The 13988-nt window shown below is 69.4% G+C and carries 13 protein-coding genes; 5 read left to right on the top strand and 8 right to left on the bottom strand.

Annotation, left to right across the window (positions count from 1 at the left end; genetic code table 11):
- Positions 1–133: 133 nt before the first annotated feature.
- The 6 genes from MHY30_RS08500 to MHY30_RS08475 all read right to left on the bottom strand — a co-directional run bounded on the left by MHY30_RS08500 (position 134) and on the right by MHY30_RS08475 (position 7407).
- Complete coding sequence (locus MHY30_RS08500) at positions 134–1147, bottom strand: LacI family DNA-binding transcriptional regulator (RefSeq protein ID WP_239276446.1); 1014 nt, start codon at positions 1145–1147, stop codon at positions 134–136.
- Positions 1140–2672 (bottom strand): sugar ABC transporter ATP-binding protein, encoded by a 1533-nt coding sequence (locus MHY30_RS08495; RefSeq protein WP_239276445.1) that lies wholly within the window; start codon positions 2670–2672, stop codon positions 1140–1142. Before MHY30_RS08495 ends, MHY30_RS08500 begins: the two co-directional genes overlap by 8 nt.
- A gap of 54 nt (positions 2673–2726) precedes the next feature.
- On the bottom strand, positions 2727–3740 hold the full coding sequence (locus MHY30_RS08490; protein ID WP_239276444.1) for a sugar ABC transporter permease YjfF: 1014 nt from the start codon (positions 3738–3740) through the stop codon (positions 2727–2729).
- Complete coding sequence (locus tag MHY30_RS08485; protein ID WP_239276443.1) at positions 3740–4783, bottom strand: ABC transporter permease; 1044 nt, start codon at positions 4781–4783, stop codon at positions 3740–3742. Before MHY30_RS08485 ends, MHY30_RS08490 begins: the two co-directional genes overlap by 1 nt.
- Positions 4780–6330, bottom strand: coding sequence for a sugar ABC transporter ATP-binding protein (locus MHY30_RS08480; RefSeq protein WP_239276442.1), 1551 nt, complete (start codon positions 6328–6330; stop codon positions 4780–4782). Before MHY30_RS08480 ends, MHY30_RS08485 begins: the two co-directional genes overlap by 4 nt.
- Positions 6331–6429: 99 nt before the next feature.
- Positions 6430–7407 (bottom strand): ABC transporter substrate-binding protein, encoded by a 978-nt coding sequence (locus MHY30_RS08475; RefSeq protein WP_239276440.1) that lies wholly within the window; start codon positions 7405–7407, stop codon positions 6430–6432.
- A gap of 238 nt (positions 7408–7645) precedes the next feature.
- Here MHY30_RS08475 and MHY30_RS08470 point away from each other — a divergent pair, with 238 nt between their 5' ends.
- Positions 7646–8206 (top strand): flavin reductase family protein, encoded by a 561-nt coding sequence (locus MHY30_RS08470; RefSeq protein ID WP_239276439.1) that lies wholly within the window; start codon positions 7646–7648, stop codon positions 8204–8206.
- 91 nt (positions 8207–8297) lie between these two features.
- On the opposite strand, the gene MHY30_RS08465 is transcribed toward MHY30_RS08470, so the two are convergent.
- Positions 8298–9191: a DUF808 domain-containing protein gene (locus tag MHY30_RS08465; RefSeq protein ID WP_239276438.1), complete on the bottom strand. Its 894-nt coding sequence runs from the start codon at positions 9189–9191 to the stop codon at positions 8298–8300.
- 170 nt (positions 9192–9361) lie between these two features.
- Here MHY30_RS08465 and MHY30_RS08460 point away from each other — a divergent pair, with 170 nt between their 5' ends.
- The 4 genes from MHY30_RS08460 to MHY30_RS08445 all read left to right on the top strand — a co-directional run bounded on the left by MHY30_RS08460 (position 9362) and on the right by MHY30_RS08445 (position 12025).
- A complete protein-coding gene (locus MHY30_RS08460) occupies positions 9362–10339 on the top strand; it encodes a MauE/DoxX family redox-associated membrane protein (RefSeq protein ID WP_239276437.1) in 978 nt (325 codons plus the stop codon).
- 98 nt (positions 10340–10437) lie between these two features.
- Entirely contained in the window at positions 10438–11028 is a 591-nt protein-coding gene (locus MHY30_RS08455) for a molybdopterin-dependent oxidoreductase (protein ID WP_239276436.1), read from the top strand.
- The gene (locus tag MHY30_RS08450) at positions 11028–11765 is read left to right on the top strand and encodes a ferredoxin reductase (protein ID WP_239276448.1); all 738 of its coding nucleotides are present in this window, start codon (positions 11028–11030) and stop codon (positions 11763–11765) included. The genes MHY30_RS08455 and MHY30_RS08450 overlap by 1 nt, the downstream gene beginning before the upstream one ends.
- Entirely contained in the window at positions 11765–12025 is a 261-nt protein-coding gene (locus MHY30_RS08445; RefSeq protein WP_239276435.1) for a DUF6510 family protein, read from the top strand. The genes MHY30_RS08450 and MHY30_RS08445 overlap by 1 nt, the downstream gene beginning before the upstream one ends.
- 92 nt (positions 12026–12117) lie before the next feature.
- On the opposite strand, the gene MHY30_RS08440 is transcribed toward MHY30_RS08445, so the two are convergent.
- Positions 12118–13959 (bottom strand): choice-of-anchor Q domain-containing protein, encoded by a 1842-nt coding sequence (locus MHY30_RS08440; RefSeq protein ID WP_239276434.1) that lies wholly within the window; start codon positions 13957–13959, stop codon positions 12118–12120.
- Positions 13960–13988: the final 29 nt, after the last annotated feature.

The raw sequence follows: 13988 nt of genomic DNA, 5'->3' as shown, positions 1-13988 counted from the left end.
CCCCGCGACCATCCCGCCCGTACGAGGCCCCGATCTCGCTTCGGTGTCCACAACACGCGGATACGCCGAGGCGGAATCCGCGTGTCGTGGACACTCAACCGCTGCAGGCACCGACCGCGGCCGCACGTGCGCGTCAGGGACGCAACGGCGCCGAGTCACGCACGATGAGTCGCGTCGGCAGCGGGGTGCTCTCGCTCACGGTGTCGGGCTCCTCGACCATGAGGAGCACCTTCTGCATCAGGATCTCGCCCAGGGCCGCGAAGTCCTGACGCACCGTGGTGAGGGAGGGGAACACGAACGGGGCCTCGGGGACGTCGTCGAAGCCGACCACCCCGATGTCTTCCGGAACCCGCAGCCCGCGCTCGCGCAGCGCCGACAGGACACCGATGGCCATGTGGTCGTTGGCGACGAAGATGCCCTCGCCGGGGGCCAGGTCGGTCTCGGTCGCGATCCGGTACCCGCTCGCGGCCGACCAGTCGCCGTGCACGGGCGGGGTCGACTGCGCGCGGGCCGACGCGATCTCTTCGCGCCAGCCGCGGAGGCGCTCGACCGCGTCGGGGTTGCGCGCGGGCCCCGCGATGTGACGGACGGTGCTGTACCCCGACTCGAGGAGATGCCGCACTGCCGCGCGGGCACCGCGATACTGGTCGATGGCGACGAGGCGCGGGTGCGGGCGGCTGGTCGTGGCCGCGGCAACGATGGGCACATCGATCTCGATCGCCTGCACGGCCGCGAGCACCTCGACGTCGACGACGATGAGCACGATGGCATCCACGCGCTGCTTCAAGAGCCCGTCGATCGCCGCGCGCACCGCGGCCACGTCGCTCTGCGGCGAGCTGATTGCGTCGACGTTGTAGCGGGCGGCGCGGGCGGCGAAGTTGAAGTTCGTCGCGATCGAGGAGGGGCCGTAATCGACGGTGCCGGGCGTGACCAGACCGATCGTGCGCGTGCGGCGGGTCACCAGGGCCCGGGCGGCGGGTGACGGGCTGTAGCGCAGTTGGGCGATGGCCTGCTCGACCCGCGCGCGCGTCGCCGGACGGACGTTGGGCATGTTGTTGAGGACACGCGAGACGGTCTGGTGCGAAACGCCGGCGAGCCGGGCGACGTCGAAGATGTTCGCGGTGCGGGATGCCTTGTCGTCAGCCATCGGACGCCCCCTCCTCCGCGGCCGGCTTGGCCACGAGCGCGAGGAGGGCGTCGGAGGTGAGTTCGGACGCGGGAAGGATCTGCGCGAGCACACCGTCGCGCATCACCGCGACGAGATGCGCCACGCGCAGCACTTCGTCGAGCTCGGCCGAGATGTAGACGATCGACAGGCCGTTGTCGGACAGTTCGCCGACGAGCCGCTGGATCTCGGCCTTCGCGCCCACGTCGATCCCGCGCGTGGGCTCGTCGAGCACGATGACGCGCGGCGACAGGGCCAGCAGCCGCGCCAGCAGCACCTTCTGCTGGTTGCCTCCGGAGAGAGTCGCGACGGGGCGATCGATGTCGGCGGGGCGGATGTGCAGCGCCTCTACCCAGCTGGCCGCGAGCTCGCGGCGGCGCGCCGTGCTCAGGCGGTGGAAGATCCCGCGCTGAGCCTGCAGGGCGAGGGTGATGTTGTCCAGCACGCTGAGGTCGCCGATGATCCCTTCGGTCCGCCGGTTCTCGGATGAGTACGCCACACGTCGACGGATGGCTTCGCGCGGCGACGTCAGTCGCACCGGATCCCCGTCGATACGTAGTTCGCCGCCGTCGGGGTGGTCGACACCGGTGAGGGCGCGCGCCAATTCGCTGCGCCCCGAGCCGAGGAGCCCCGCGACCCCGATCACTTCGCCCTCGGCGATGTCGACGTCGGCGTCGCGCAAACGGGATCCGGATGCCAAGCCCCGGGCGCTGATGATCGAGGGACCGTCCGCGGGCTCGGGCGAGCGCTGCCCGAGCGGCGCCAGCGCGTCGGCGGCCGCGCCGAGCATCTTCTCGACCAGGTCGATGCGCAACAGCTCCCGCGTGCCGTACTCCCCCACGAGGCGTCCCCCGCGCAGCACCGTCACACGGTCGCAGATCTCGTACACCTGGTCGAGGAAATGCGAGACGAACAGGATCGCGATCCCCTGCGTCTTGAGATCGCGGATGACGCGGAACAGTTCGGCGACCTCGTCGGCATCCAGGCTCGATGTCGGTTCGTCCAGGACCAGCACCTTGACCTCGACCGAGACCGCACGGGCGATGGCGACCAGCTGCTGGACGGCGAGCGGATGGGTCGACAGGACCGACGACGGGTCGATGTCGACGCCCAGGGACGTCAGGGCCGCGGCGGCGCGCTCGCGCATCGCGCGGTGGTCGATCACGCCGAAGCGGCGAGGCTCGCGTCCGAGCGAGATGTTCTCGGCGACGGTGAGGTTCGGCAGGAGGTCGATCTCCTGGTAGACGGTCGAGATGCCGACGGCCTGCGCGTCGGCGGGGCCGGTGAACTGCACGGGGCGACCCTGGAGCAGGATCTCGCCCTGATCCAGTCGCAGGGCCCCGGTGATCGCCTTGATGAGGGTCGACTTGCCGGCACCGTTCTCGCCCATGAGCGAGTGCACCTCGCCGGGACGCAGCCGGAAGTCGACGTCGGCGAGCGCCGACTCGACGCCGAAACGCACCGTCGCCCCGCGCACCTCGAGGAGGGGCGGGCCGACGGTCGACATGGGGTCAATCATGCCCTCGTGGCGACGGCTGAGCGAACATCCCTCGCGGGCGCGTCACTTGCTCAGCGCCGAGCGCGCCACGATGATGCGCTGGACCACGACGAACAGCAGCAGCAGCGCCCCGACCGTGATGCGCGTCCAGGACTGCTCGGCACCCGAGAACGAGATGATCGTACGGATCAGGCCGTACACGAATACGCCGATCATCGAGCCGAGGACGAACCCGCTCCCGCCGGTGAGCAACGTCCCGCCGATGACGACAGCCGCGATCGTGTCGAGCTCGGTCCCCACGCCGTTGAGCGGGTATCCGGCGCCGGAGTACGCCGTCAGGACGATGCCGGCGAGGCCCGCGCACACGCCGCTGATGACGTAGACCGAGAGCTTTGCGCGTACGACGGGCAGGCCCATGAGACGCGCAGACTGCTCGTTCCCTCCGACCGCGTACACCGTCCGGCCGAACCGGGTGAAGCGCAGCACGAAGGCGGCGAGCGCAACGGTCAGGAGCGCGATGATCCCCGTCGGCGTGATGTACCAGCCGGCGAAAGCGAACCGTGTGGACTGCAGCCACAGCAGCCCTTCGTTGTCGACCTTGATGGACTCCAGGCTCACCACGAACGCGAGACCGCGCGCGAGGAACATCCCGATCAGCGAGGCGATGAACGGCTGCACGTCGAAGAACTGCACGAGCACGCCGATGAGCAGGCCGATCGCCGCGCCGATCAGGATCATGGCGGGCACCGCCACCGCGACCGGAACTCCGTCGGAGAGCATCTTGGCGCACAGGATGCCGGTGAAGGCCATGACCGCTCCCACGGAGAGGTCGATGCCCCCGGTGAGGATGACGAAGGTCATGCCGACGGCGAGGACGAGCAGGTACGCGTTGTCGAGCAGGATCGAGGAGAGGATCCGCGGCAGCTGGAAGTTGGGGAAGTACGCCATGGATCCGGCGATCATGATCACCAGGATCGCGATCGCGGCGAACACCGGGATCCAGGAGACGTGACGGTTCAGGAACCGGCGGTACGAGGTCGTGGCGGCGGGGCCGCGCTCGGCGGTGAGAGTGACCATCAGGACAGCACCTTTGCGTCGGGTCGTCGGGTGAGGGGGCGCAGGGCCGCACGGCCCGCCGTCTGGAAGAACGCGCGGAACCGGCGCGACTGCAGCAGCACGACGATCAGCACGGCCGCGGCCATGAAGACGGGGCTGACGGCGGGCGGCACACCGAGGAACGTGATGGTGCTCTTCAGCGTCTGGATCGTGAAGACGCCCACCACGGTGCCGGCGAGGCTAAACTTGCCGCCCGCGAGCGAGGTACCGCCGAGGACCACGGCCAGGATGGCATCCAGTTCGATGTACAGGCCCGCGGCGTTGGCGTCCGCGGCCATGATGTTCGAGCTGTACAGGACACCGGCCATGCCGGCGAGCGTTCCGCTGGCGATGTAGGCGCCCCAGATGATGCCGCGCGAGCGGACACCGGCGAGACGGCTCGCCTCCGGGTTGATGCCGACGGCCTCGGTGAGCATGCCGAGCGCGGTACGGCGCTCGAGGACGCCGACCACGATCACCGCGATGATGGAGACGTAGAAGGCGAAGGGCAGACCCAGCACGTACCCCTGGGCCATGAACTGGTACGGGTCGCTGTTGATCGTGGTGATGAAGCCGTTCGTGATGAGCAGCGCGACGCCGCGTCCCGCGAGCATGAGCACGAGGGTCGCGATGATCGGTTGGATGCCGAGGACCGACACCAGGAAGCCGTTCCACACGCCGAGCAGAAGCGCGGTGCCCACGGCCGCCGCGATGGCGATCATGACGACCCCGAGATTGCTCGGGTCCGGTGACGCCTCGATGATCGTCAGCGCGACCGCACCGGAGACGGCCATGATGGCGCCGACCGAGAGGTCGATTCCCCGCGTCGCGATGACCAGGGTCATGCCCAGCGCCACCAGCATCAGCGGGGCGCTGTTGCGCAGGATGTCGATCAGCGAGCCGTAGAGCTGGCCGTTCTGCACCGTGATGCTGAGGAACGACGGCCGCGAGATCGTGTTGACGGCGATGAGCGCCACGAGCGCCGCGATCGGCCACACGAGGCGGTGCGAAAGGAACTTCTTCATGCGATCTTCTCCCGATCGGACGACGTTGTCTCGGGCTGCCCCTCGGCGATGTAGGCCACGAGGCCGTCGAGGTCGACGTCATGGGTGGCCAGCTCGCCGATCTTACGACGGTCGCGCAGCACCGCCACGCGCTGCGCGATGCGCAGCACCTCTTCGAGCTCCGAGGAGATGAACACCACCGACAGGCTCTTCTCAGCCAGTTCGGCGACCTTGCGCTGGATGTCGGCCTTCGCGCCGACGTCGATGCCGCGCGTGGGCTCGTCGAGGATGAGCAGCTCCGGCGCGGTGGCGAGCCACCGGGCCAGCAGCACCTTCTGCTGGTTGCCGCCGGAGAGGTTGCGGATCAGAGCGTTGGGATTGGCCGGGCGGACGCCGAGCGCGGTGATGTACTCGTCGACGATGGCCTGCACCTCGGCGGAGCCGAGCTTGCGGAGCGCACCGCGGCGGGCCTGCACGCCGAGGATGATGTTCTCGGCGACCGTGAGGTCTCCGACGATCCCCTCGGCGCGGCGGTCCTCTGACGAGAACGCGATGCCGCGATCCAGCGCATGCCGGGGCGACCCCAGACGCGACGGTTTCCCGTCGACCTCGACCTGCCCCTGGTCGGCGCGATCGGCGCCCGCGATGAGGCGGGCGAGCTCGGTGCGTCCCGACCCCAGCAGCCCCGCGAGGCCGACCACCTCACCGGGGTACACCTCGAGGTCGATCGGTTCGAGGGCGTTCTTGCGCGCGAGGGAGACGGCTTTGAGCACGGGCGTGCCGGACCGGTCGATGGCGCGCTCGGCGCTGGCGGAGATGGCATCCAGCTCTCCGAGCTCGCGGCCGATCATCTTCGCCACCAGCTGCTCCCGGCCGAGCTCCGCAATCGGGTACTCGCCGACGAGAGTGCCGTTGCGCAGGACGGTCAGGCGGTCGGAGATCTCGTAGATCTGGTCGAGGAAGTGCGAGACGAACAGGATCGCGACGCCGCGGTCGCGGAGGCTCCGGATGACGGCGAAGAGCTGCTCCACCTCGCCCCGGTCGAGGCTCGAGGTCGGTTCGTCGAGGACGAGCACCGTGGTGTCCACGACCATCGCGCGGCTGATGGCGACCAGCTGCTGCACGGCGATGGAGTGACTGGCGAGGATCGAGCGGGTGTCGATGTGCAGGCCGAGCTCGGCGAGCGCTTTCGCTGCCGCGGCGTGGGTCGCGCGCCAGTCGACCATCCCGGCGCGACGGATCTCGTTGCCGAGCATCACGTTCTCACCGACGGATAGGTTCTGGCAGAGGTTGACCTCTTGATAGACGGTGGCGATGCCCGCGGACTGGGCGTCGGCGGTCGAGCGGAACAGACGTTCCTCGCCCTGGACCCGGATCGTGCCGGAGTCGATCCCGTAGACGCCGGTCAGCGCCTTGATGAGGGTGGATTTGCCGGCGCCGTTCTCTCCCATGAGGGAGTGCACCTCACCGGGGTAGAGGGTGAAGTCCACGCCGTCGAGCGCCTTCACTCCGGGGAAGGAGATGCTGATACCGCGCATCGCGACGACGGCAGCGCGTTCGGATGTCATGCTCGATCGCTTTCTCAGGGGGTGAGCGGAGGGTGTGCGGGGCCGGAGCCGGCCCCGCACACCCGGGATGGGACGGACGCGGGGTGCGTCCGCGAGGGATCAGTACTTGCGGTCGGGCAGAGCGGCCTTGGCCTGCTCCTGGTCGAACGCCTGGTCTTCGACGATGTACTGCTTGTCGACCGACTCGCCGGCGACGACCTTCTTCACGACCTCGGCGGTCTTCTCACCGAGCAGCGGGTTGCACTCGACGATGTAGTTGAACTCGCCCTCGGCCAGGGCGGTCATGCCGTCCTTGACCGCGTCGATGGTGACGATCTTGATGTCCGTACCGGGCTTCAGGCCCGCGGCCTTGATGGCGTCGAGCGCGCCGAGACCCATGTCGTCGTTGTGGGCGAACAGCAGGTTGATCTGCGAGCCGTACTTCTGCAGGAAGCCCTCCATGACCGTCTTGCCCTCGGCGCGGGTGAAGTTGCCCGTCTGCGAGTCGAGCACGGTGATGTCGGTGCCCTCGATGGCCTTGGCGAAGCCGGTCGCACGGTCGGTCGCGGCGGACGAGCCCGTCGTGCCCTCGAGGATCACGAGGTTGGTCGGCGTGGAACCGAAGTTCTCGGCGACCCACGTCCCGGCCGTCTCGCCCTCCTTCTCGAAGTCGAGGCCGATCCAGCTGGCGTAGAGGTCTTCGGATGCCGAGACCGTGCGGTCTTCGAGGATCACCGGGATGTTGGCGTCCTTGGCCTCCTGCAGCACGTCGTCCCAGCCGTCGGTGACGATCGGGGCGAGCACGATGGCGTCGACGCCCTGGTTGATGAAGCTGCGGACGGCGGCGATCTGCGCCTCCGGCTTGTTGTCGGCCGCGTTGAAGATGAGGTTGAAGCCGTTCTCTTCCGAGAACGCCTCCTTCATCGACTCGGTGTTCGCGCTGCGCCATCCGCTCTCGGAGCCGGTCTGCGCGAAGCCGACGGTGATGACGTCGTCGCCGCCGCCACCCGCGGTCGAACCGCCACCCGCACAGCCGGTCGCGGTCAGTGCGATCGCGCCAACGAGCGCGAGTCCGGCGAGGGTCTTCTTCGCCTTCATGTTGAAACCTCCTCGTTTCGCCGGCTGCGTCGCCGGTTCATGTGATGCAGCCCCTCGGGCGGGCTGACCCCTGAATGTTAGCGCTCACACTGCGCGCCGTGTCAAGAACAATTTGCAACGGGAATGTCACGGCGCGAGCCATGTGAAGCCTCACATTCCCGCGCCGCTCGCGTACGGCGTGTGTCGTCGCGTTTCGCGCCCGACCCCTTCCCTCGCGGACGCGGGATACCGTCGAGGTATGACTTCACTGCCGCAGGGGCGACCCGAGAGCACGCCGGCGATCGGCACGACGGTCACCGCCGACGATTTCAAGCGCGCATTCCGCGGGCACCCGGGCGGCATCGCCGTCATCACGGCGTACGGCGAGCACGGGCCCGTGGCCCTCACCGCGTCCTCGGTGTCGTCGGTCTCGGCCGACCCGCCGCTGCTGATCTTCTCGGTCTCGAGCCTGTCGTCGGCTACGCCCACGATCGTCGCCGCGTCGACGATCGTCGTGCACCTGCTCGACGCCGAGGACATCTCGCTCGCCCGCGCGGGTGCCACCAGCGGCCTCGACCGATTCGCCGACATGTCGACCTGGACGCGCCTGTCCACGGGCGAGCCCGTGTATCACGGCGTGCGCGCCTGGCTGCGGTGCGCCGTGGTGAGCCGGATGGATGCCGGCGGCTCGACGGTCATCGCCGCACAGGCCCTGCAGGTCAACGTCGAGCGCGACCTGGAGCCCGGCGAGCCCGGCGCCGCACTGGTGTACCACAACCGCACCTGGCACCGTCTCGGCGAGCACTCTCGGCTGGACTGACGCCCGCGGGCGGTCGGTGACGAGGGCCGTGCGCGGTCACCGCGGGCCGCCGCCTGATGTCGACCACGTCGGACCGGTACGATCGCCGCGCTCAGTGCGCGGCATCCGCCTTCTCGCCCCGCGAGAACACGCGGCGGATGCCGGTGACCACGCCGACGATGACGAGGCCCAGGACGAGACCGAAGACCGCCGAGATCGCGGTGTCGACGATCCACACGACGACGGGGCCCGCCGCCTCGACGAGGTGGGTCACGGCGTGCACGAGGTCGAGGGGCCCGTGCCACAGGGTCTCGGCGAGATTGGCGACCACCAGGTGTCCGCCCACCCACAGCATCGCGACGGTGCCGATCACGCTGATGACGCGGAAGACGGCGGGCATGGATGCCACGACCCGCGCGCCGAAGCGGCGCACCCCGCGTGCCGGGCTCTTCATCAGGCGCAGTCCGATGTCGTCGATCTTCACCAGCAGTGCGACGGCGCCGTAGACCAGCACCGTCATCCCGAGGCCGATGACCACCAGGGCGCCGAGTGTCATCCAGATGCTGAAGTCCGGGTCGAGGCTCGACAGCGCGATGAGCATGATCTCGGTGCTCAGGATCAGGTCGGTGCGCACGGCGCCGAGGACGAGCTTGCGTTCATCGCGGGGACCGTCGTCGGCGTGCTCGTGAGACACCCCGAACCACTCGAGCACCTTCTCGGCGCCCTCGAAGCACAGGAACCCGCCGCCCACGATGAGCAGGAACGGCAGCACGGCGGGCGCGAACGCGGTCAGCAGCAGCGCGATCGGGATGATCACGACGTACTTGTTGATGATGCTGCCGAGGGCGATCTTCCACACCACCGGAAGCTCTCGCGCGGGGGTGATGCCCTGCACGTACTGCGGCGTCACGGCGGCGTCGTCGATGACGACGCCCGCCGTCTTCGCGCTCGCCTTGAGGGCGGCGCTGAGGATGTCGTCGACGACGGCGAGCAGACCCACGGACATACGCGATTCTCCCTGGATGAAGGGCTGCCGCGGGAGCCGCGTGCAGTGACGGAGTCGTCAGAGCGACCCTAACCCTCTCTCGCGGATCCCGGGTGAAGAGCGGTTTCACCCGCCGTCTGTGCGCACCTCGCCCAGACCCCGCGGGCACGCGACGGGCGCATCCTGGAACGATGCTCGCGCTGGCCACGCTTCCCGCTCTCGTCCTCGCCGCCGTGTTCGCCGTCAGCGGCGCGGGCAAGCTCCTCGATCTCGGCGCCGCGCCGTCGACGCTGCGCGCACTGCGGATCACGCAGCTCCCGGCGCGGCCCACCGTGGCCGCGGTCGCCACCCTCGAACTCCTCACTTCCGCGGGTCTGCTGCTGGGCACGGGGCCGACGGCCGTCACGGCATCGTGCGTCGCGCTGGCGCTCACGCTGCTGTTCCTCGCGACGGGGATGCGCGCACAGACGATGGCCTCGACCGACGAGTGCGGGTGCTTCGGGCCGGTGGCATCCACGCGTGTCGGCCCCGCCATGACCGCGCGCAACGCGAGCCTCTGCGCGCTCGCCGGCCTCACGCTCGCCGGCGCGGTGGTGGAGCCCACGCTCCCCTCGCTCGCCGTGCGCCTGATCTCGTCGCCGCTCGCGACGGCCGGGGTCGTGCTCGGCACCGTCGCCGTCGCGATGATCGCCTCGTCGCTGCGGATCTCCCCGGCCGATCCCCCCGCCGACGGCGTACCGGATGCCGCGCTCATCACCCCCGACGGGGACGTGGTCGTCCCGCGGCAGCGCGCGCTGCGAGGCCGCGCGCAGCTGCTGCTCTTCGTGCGCCGGGGGTGCGCCTCGTGCGAGAACATCATCGCCCGGATGACCTGGGACGGGGAGCTTCTCGAAACGCTCGTCGACGTGCGCCTCATCGTGCCGGTGGGCGACGGTTCCCCCCTGGCCGCCGCCGAGGAAGGAATGCACGCCGACCCGTCGGGAGAGTTCGCGGCAGCGCTCGGCATCCCGAACGAACGGCCGGCCGCGGTGCTGCTCACCACGTCCGGCGAGCTGCTGCACCCCCTCGCCGTGGGCGGAGACGCGACCGCCGCCTTCATCGACACGATGCTCGCGGCGGCGGCCGAGGCCCGAACCCCGCGTTCCGACGAGGATCGTTCGACACACTGAGAAACGACGGTCCCGGCGTTTCGACATTCGTCCCTACCGCGCCTCCAACGACCTGGCTAGGGTGAAATTCGTCCCGCTCCGGGAGGAAAGAGGCATCCATGTCATTCATCACTCGCGGGTTCTCCGGACGCCGGGCCGAGCGCGATCCGCGTCTTCCCCCCGGTCAGACCCTGGTGGGCGATTGGCCGGTTCTCTCGGCCGGACCCACGCCCGAGATCGACCCGGACGACTGGGAGTTCGTCGTCCGCACCGAGAACGGCGAGCACCGATGGAACACCGCCCAGCTGCAGGCGCTCGGGATGGAGGACATCACCGTCGACATCCACTGCGTCACGCACTGGACCAAGCTCGACATGCCGTGGCGCGGCGTCTCGCTCGACCGCATCTTCGACGAGGTCGAGACGGCGCACGACTTCGTCATGGCGCACTCCTACGGCGGGTACACCACGAACGTCCCCCTCGACGACTTGCTCGACGGAAAGAGCTGGATCGCGTTCGAGGCCGACGGCGAGCCGCTGACGCCCGAGCACGGCGGGCCCGCGCGTCTGCTCGTGCCGCACCTGTACTTCTGGAAGAGCGCCAAGTGGGTGCGGGGTCTGGTGACGATGCCCGACGACGACCCCGGGTTCTGGGAGCAGAACGGGTACCACCTGCACGGCGACCCGTGGCAGGAGGAGCGGTACTGGTGATGCGGCGCCGGACCGCCTGGCACACCGCGACGGTCGCCGACGTGCGGGCCGAGACCCCGACCGCGAAACGCCTCGCACTCGACGTACCGACCTGGCCGGGCAACGACGCCGGCGCGCACCTCGACCTGCGACTCACGGCTCCCGACGGCTACCAGGCCTCGCGGTCGTATTCGATCGCGTCGTCGGGCGACGGTACGCGGGTGGTCCTCGCCATCGACGAAGTCCCCGACGGCGAGGTGTCGCCGTTCCTGGTGCACGACCTCCGGGCCGGCGACCAGATCGAGGTGCACGGCCCCCTCGGAGCGTTCTTCGTGTGGACACCGTCGACCGAGGCCGCGCCGCGACCGGTGCAGCTCATCGCCGGCGGCTCGGGGGTCGTGCCGCTGTACGCGATGGCCCAGGCGCACGCGGCGAGCGACGACGCGAGCGAGTTCCGGCTTCTCTACTCCGTTCGGACCCCGGGCGACGTGTTCTTCGCCGAGGAACTCACGGCCCTCGCCTCCACGGGGTCGCTCCATCTCGACATCGTCTACACGCGCGCCGCTCCCCCGGAGGCATCCGTTCCCCCCGCCCGGCTCACGGCCGAGCGGCTGCGCGACGCGGTCGTGCCGGCCGAGCACTCCCCGCGCGTGTACGTATGCGGCCCGACCCCGTTCGTCGAAGCGGTCTCGCGCTGGCTCCTGGACGCCGGACACAAGCCCGGCGATATCCGCACCGAGCGATTCGGAGGCTCGTGATGGACGTTCTCGACGGCAATGCGCTCGCCGGCCGGCTGGCCGACCTCCTCGGGTGGGACGCCACCGACTCGCGCGTCCGCTGCCGAGCGTGCGGGGACGGGGGCGCCGTCGCCGAGGTCGTCGTGTACGCCAGCGCCATGGGGGCCGTCGCCCGCTGCCGATCGTGCGACGCCGTGCTGATGACGATCGTGGATGCCGTCGCCGGGCGCTCGTGGTTCGGGATGCCGGGGATCGACGCGCTCGAGGTGCAGCGGGGGTAGGGCGAGCGTGCCGGGGAATGCCCCGGCCGGGGACCCGGGTCGGGCCCGCCGACCGGGGTATGCGGCGGCGGCCCCGACCTTGGGTTCACGCCTCAGAGTTGCTGCAGCCAGACGTCGTCGATCTGCTCCCACGTCCCGCCGCCCGCGCCATACAGGCCCGCGTGCAGTCGGATCGTCGTGTTCGCGCCACTGTTGAAGGAGACGACGTACCGGGTGTACCCCACGGCGGCCTGGCCATGTCGGAGTTCGCCGATGACGGTCTCCGTCGTCGTCTTGGCCCCGACCCAGGCATTGTTCACGTTGCCCGAGCTGCGCACCCAGACGATCAGCCGGTAGGTGGTGTTCGGGCTGACGGCGACGGTCTGACGCAGTGCTCCCCACCCCGTGCCGGACGTCGCGATCCACCCGTTGTCGAGCCCGGAGTGCGCCTTACCGGCATTCACGTCGACCCCATAGGTGAGGCCGCCTTGACTCCACCACGGTGTCGTACCGGCGGAGATCGCCGTCTGCGTCTCGAATCCTCCGTCGGTGACCAGGTCGATGCCGAGCGTCGAGGGGGAAGCCTGCAGCTCGTGCGCCCCCATGTCCGTTCCCAGGCCGACACCCCGTGGATTGCCGGCCAGATCCGTCGCCGAGGGCGTGGTCGTTCCGTTGTCGACCGCAGGGCTGGTCTGCACCGGTCGGTAGTCGCGGGCTGCGGGGTCCACGAAGGCGGGCGGCGCGATGATGTCGCCCGACCCGAGCGCGTAGTTCAGCCTCACCGACGGGGCGAACAAGTTGTGGTCGTGGGGGAAGTTGAAGACGCCGAACCTGCCCGATGTCTGGAAGACGTTGTTCTGAATCGTGGCCCAACTCGCGCTCGGCGACGGCCCGGCCTCGCGGTAGTAGTACCAGTCGAACAGGGTCGCCGAGTCGAGCGAACGGATCACCGTGTTGTTCTGCACCACGTACCCGCTCGGCGTCGTCGTGGTGTTCCACGCGATGAACTGCTGATAGTCGTCGCTGACGTTCTCGCTCACGGTCACGTCGGACGTCGTGGTCTCGGTGACCTCCAGGAACCCCTGCGACCCGCGCGAATAGTTGTGGTGGATGGTGATGTCGTCCTTGGAGTAGAGGAACCCCTCGATCTCCACCGCCCCGCCGTCAGCGCCGTAGGGGCTGTTCGTCGATCGGCAACCGAGGAAGTCGTTGTAGGCGAGTTCCACGCCGCTGTTGTTGACCGAGACGCCGATCGCTCCGTACGAGGTCTGGATGCCGGAGTCCGGTCCGCGGTACGCGATGCGGAGGTTCTGGAAGGTGTTGTGCAGCACTTTCGATTCGGCCCCGTAGGTCTTCACCCCGACGCCGACGTCGGTGAAGGTGCTGTCCTGCACCAGGACGCCGGTCCCGTTGCCCGTGATGGCGACGGCACCGCTCCGCTCGTATTTCGGGCCCCGGATTCCGACGCCGTCGGCATTGTCGAACACTGCCCCGTTGGTGAAGGACAGGTCTTCGACGGCGACGTAGGGAGCGTCGACGAGCAGCATGTTCCAGCCCCCCGGGTTGGTCAGAAGAGGCTGTGCACCGGAGCCGTACGCCGTCACGGTGACCGGGTTGGTGCTCGTACCGCCACCCGAGATCGTCGCCGAGCCGGTGAAGGTGTCGCCTCTCTCGAAGGCCACGACATCTCCGGGGGCGAGGGTCTGACTGCTCACCTTGGCGAGGGTCCGCCACGCGGCTGCGGGCGAGGTTCCCGCGTTGGAATCGTTCCCGCCCGTCGCATCGACGAAGTAGACCACTCCCCCGGGCCCGGCCGTGGGGTTTCCGGACGTCGACGGCCGGGCCCCCGTCGCAGGTGACAGGGGATCAGCGCTGGCCGGTGGCGCAACCGCAATGCCCGTGACTAGAAGCGCCAGGACGCCCAGGGACGCCGCGCCGGCTCGAATGGATGGCATGTCTGCTCCTTTGCAGTGAGTGCGCTGGC

It is taken from the genome of Microbacterium sp. ACRRU (assembly GCF_022346945.1).
Classification (GTDB): domain Bacteria; phylum Actinomycetota; class Actinomycetes; order Actinomycetales; family Microbacteriaceae; genus Microbacterium; species Microbacterium mcarthurae.
This window is presented reverse-complemented; position numbering and strand designations above follow the sequence as displayed.

Bases quoted from the DNA above. Each gene is read 5' to 3' on its own strand.
- MHY30_RS08500 (WP_239276446.1), bottom strand. From the start codon at position 1,147: ATGGCTGACGACAAGGCATCCCGCACCGCGAACATCTTCGACGTCGCC.
- MHY30_RS08495 (WP_239276445.1), bottom strand. From the start codon at position 2,672: ATGTCGACCGTCGGCCCGCCCCTCCTCGAGGTGCGCGGGGCGACGGTG.
- MHY30_RS08490 (WP_239276444.1), bottom strand. From the start codon at position 3,740: ATGGTCACTCTCACCGCCGAGCGCGGCCCCGCCGCCACGACCTCGTAC.
- MHY30_RS08485 (WP_239276443.1), bottom strand. From the start codon at position 4,783: ATGAAGAAGTTCCTTTCGCACCGCCTCGTGTGGCCGATCGCGGCGCTC.
- MHY30_RS08480 (WP_239276442.1), bottom strand. From the start codon at position 6,330: ATGACATCCGAACGCGCTGCCGTCGTCGCGATGCGCGGTATCAGCATC.
- MHY30_RS08475 (WP_239276440.1), bottom strand. From the start codon at position 7,407: ATGAAGGCGAAGAAGACCCTCGCCGGACTCGCGCTCGTTGGCGCGATC.
- MHY30_RS08470 (WP_239276439.1), top strand. From the start codon at position 7,646: ATGACTTCACTGCCGCAGGGGCGACCCGAGAGCACGCCGGCGATCGGC.
- MHY30_RS08465 (WP_239276438.1), bottom strand. From the start codon at position 9,191: ATGTCCGTGGGTCTGCTCGCCGTCGTCGACGACATCCTCAGCGCCGCC.
- MHY30_RS08460 (WP_239276437.1), top strand. From the start codon at position 9,362: ATGCTCGCGCTGGCCACGCTTCCCGCTCTCGTCCTCGCCGCCGTGTTC.
- MHY30_RS08455 (WP_239276436.1), top strand. From the start codon at position 10,438: ATGTCATTCATCACTCGCGGGTTCTCCGGACGCCGGGCCGAGCGCGAT.
- MHY30_RS08450 (WP_239276448.1), top strand. From the start codon at position 11,028: ATGCGGCGCCGGACCGCCTGGCACACCGCGACGGTCGCCGACGTGCGG.
- MHY30_RS08445 (WP_239276435.1), top strand. From the start codon at position 11,765: ATGGACGTTCTCGACGGCAATGCGCTCGCCGGCCGGCTGGCCGACCTC.
- MHY30_RS08440 (WP_239276434.1), bottom strand. From the start codon at position 13,959: ATGCCATCCATTCGAGCCGGCGCGGCGTCCCTGGGCGTCCTGGCGCTT.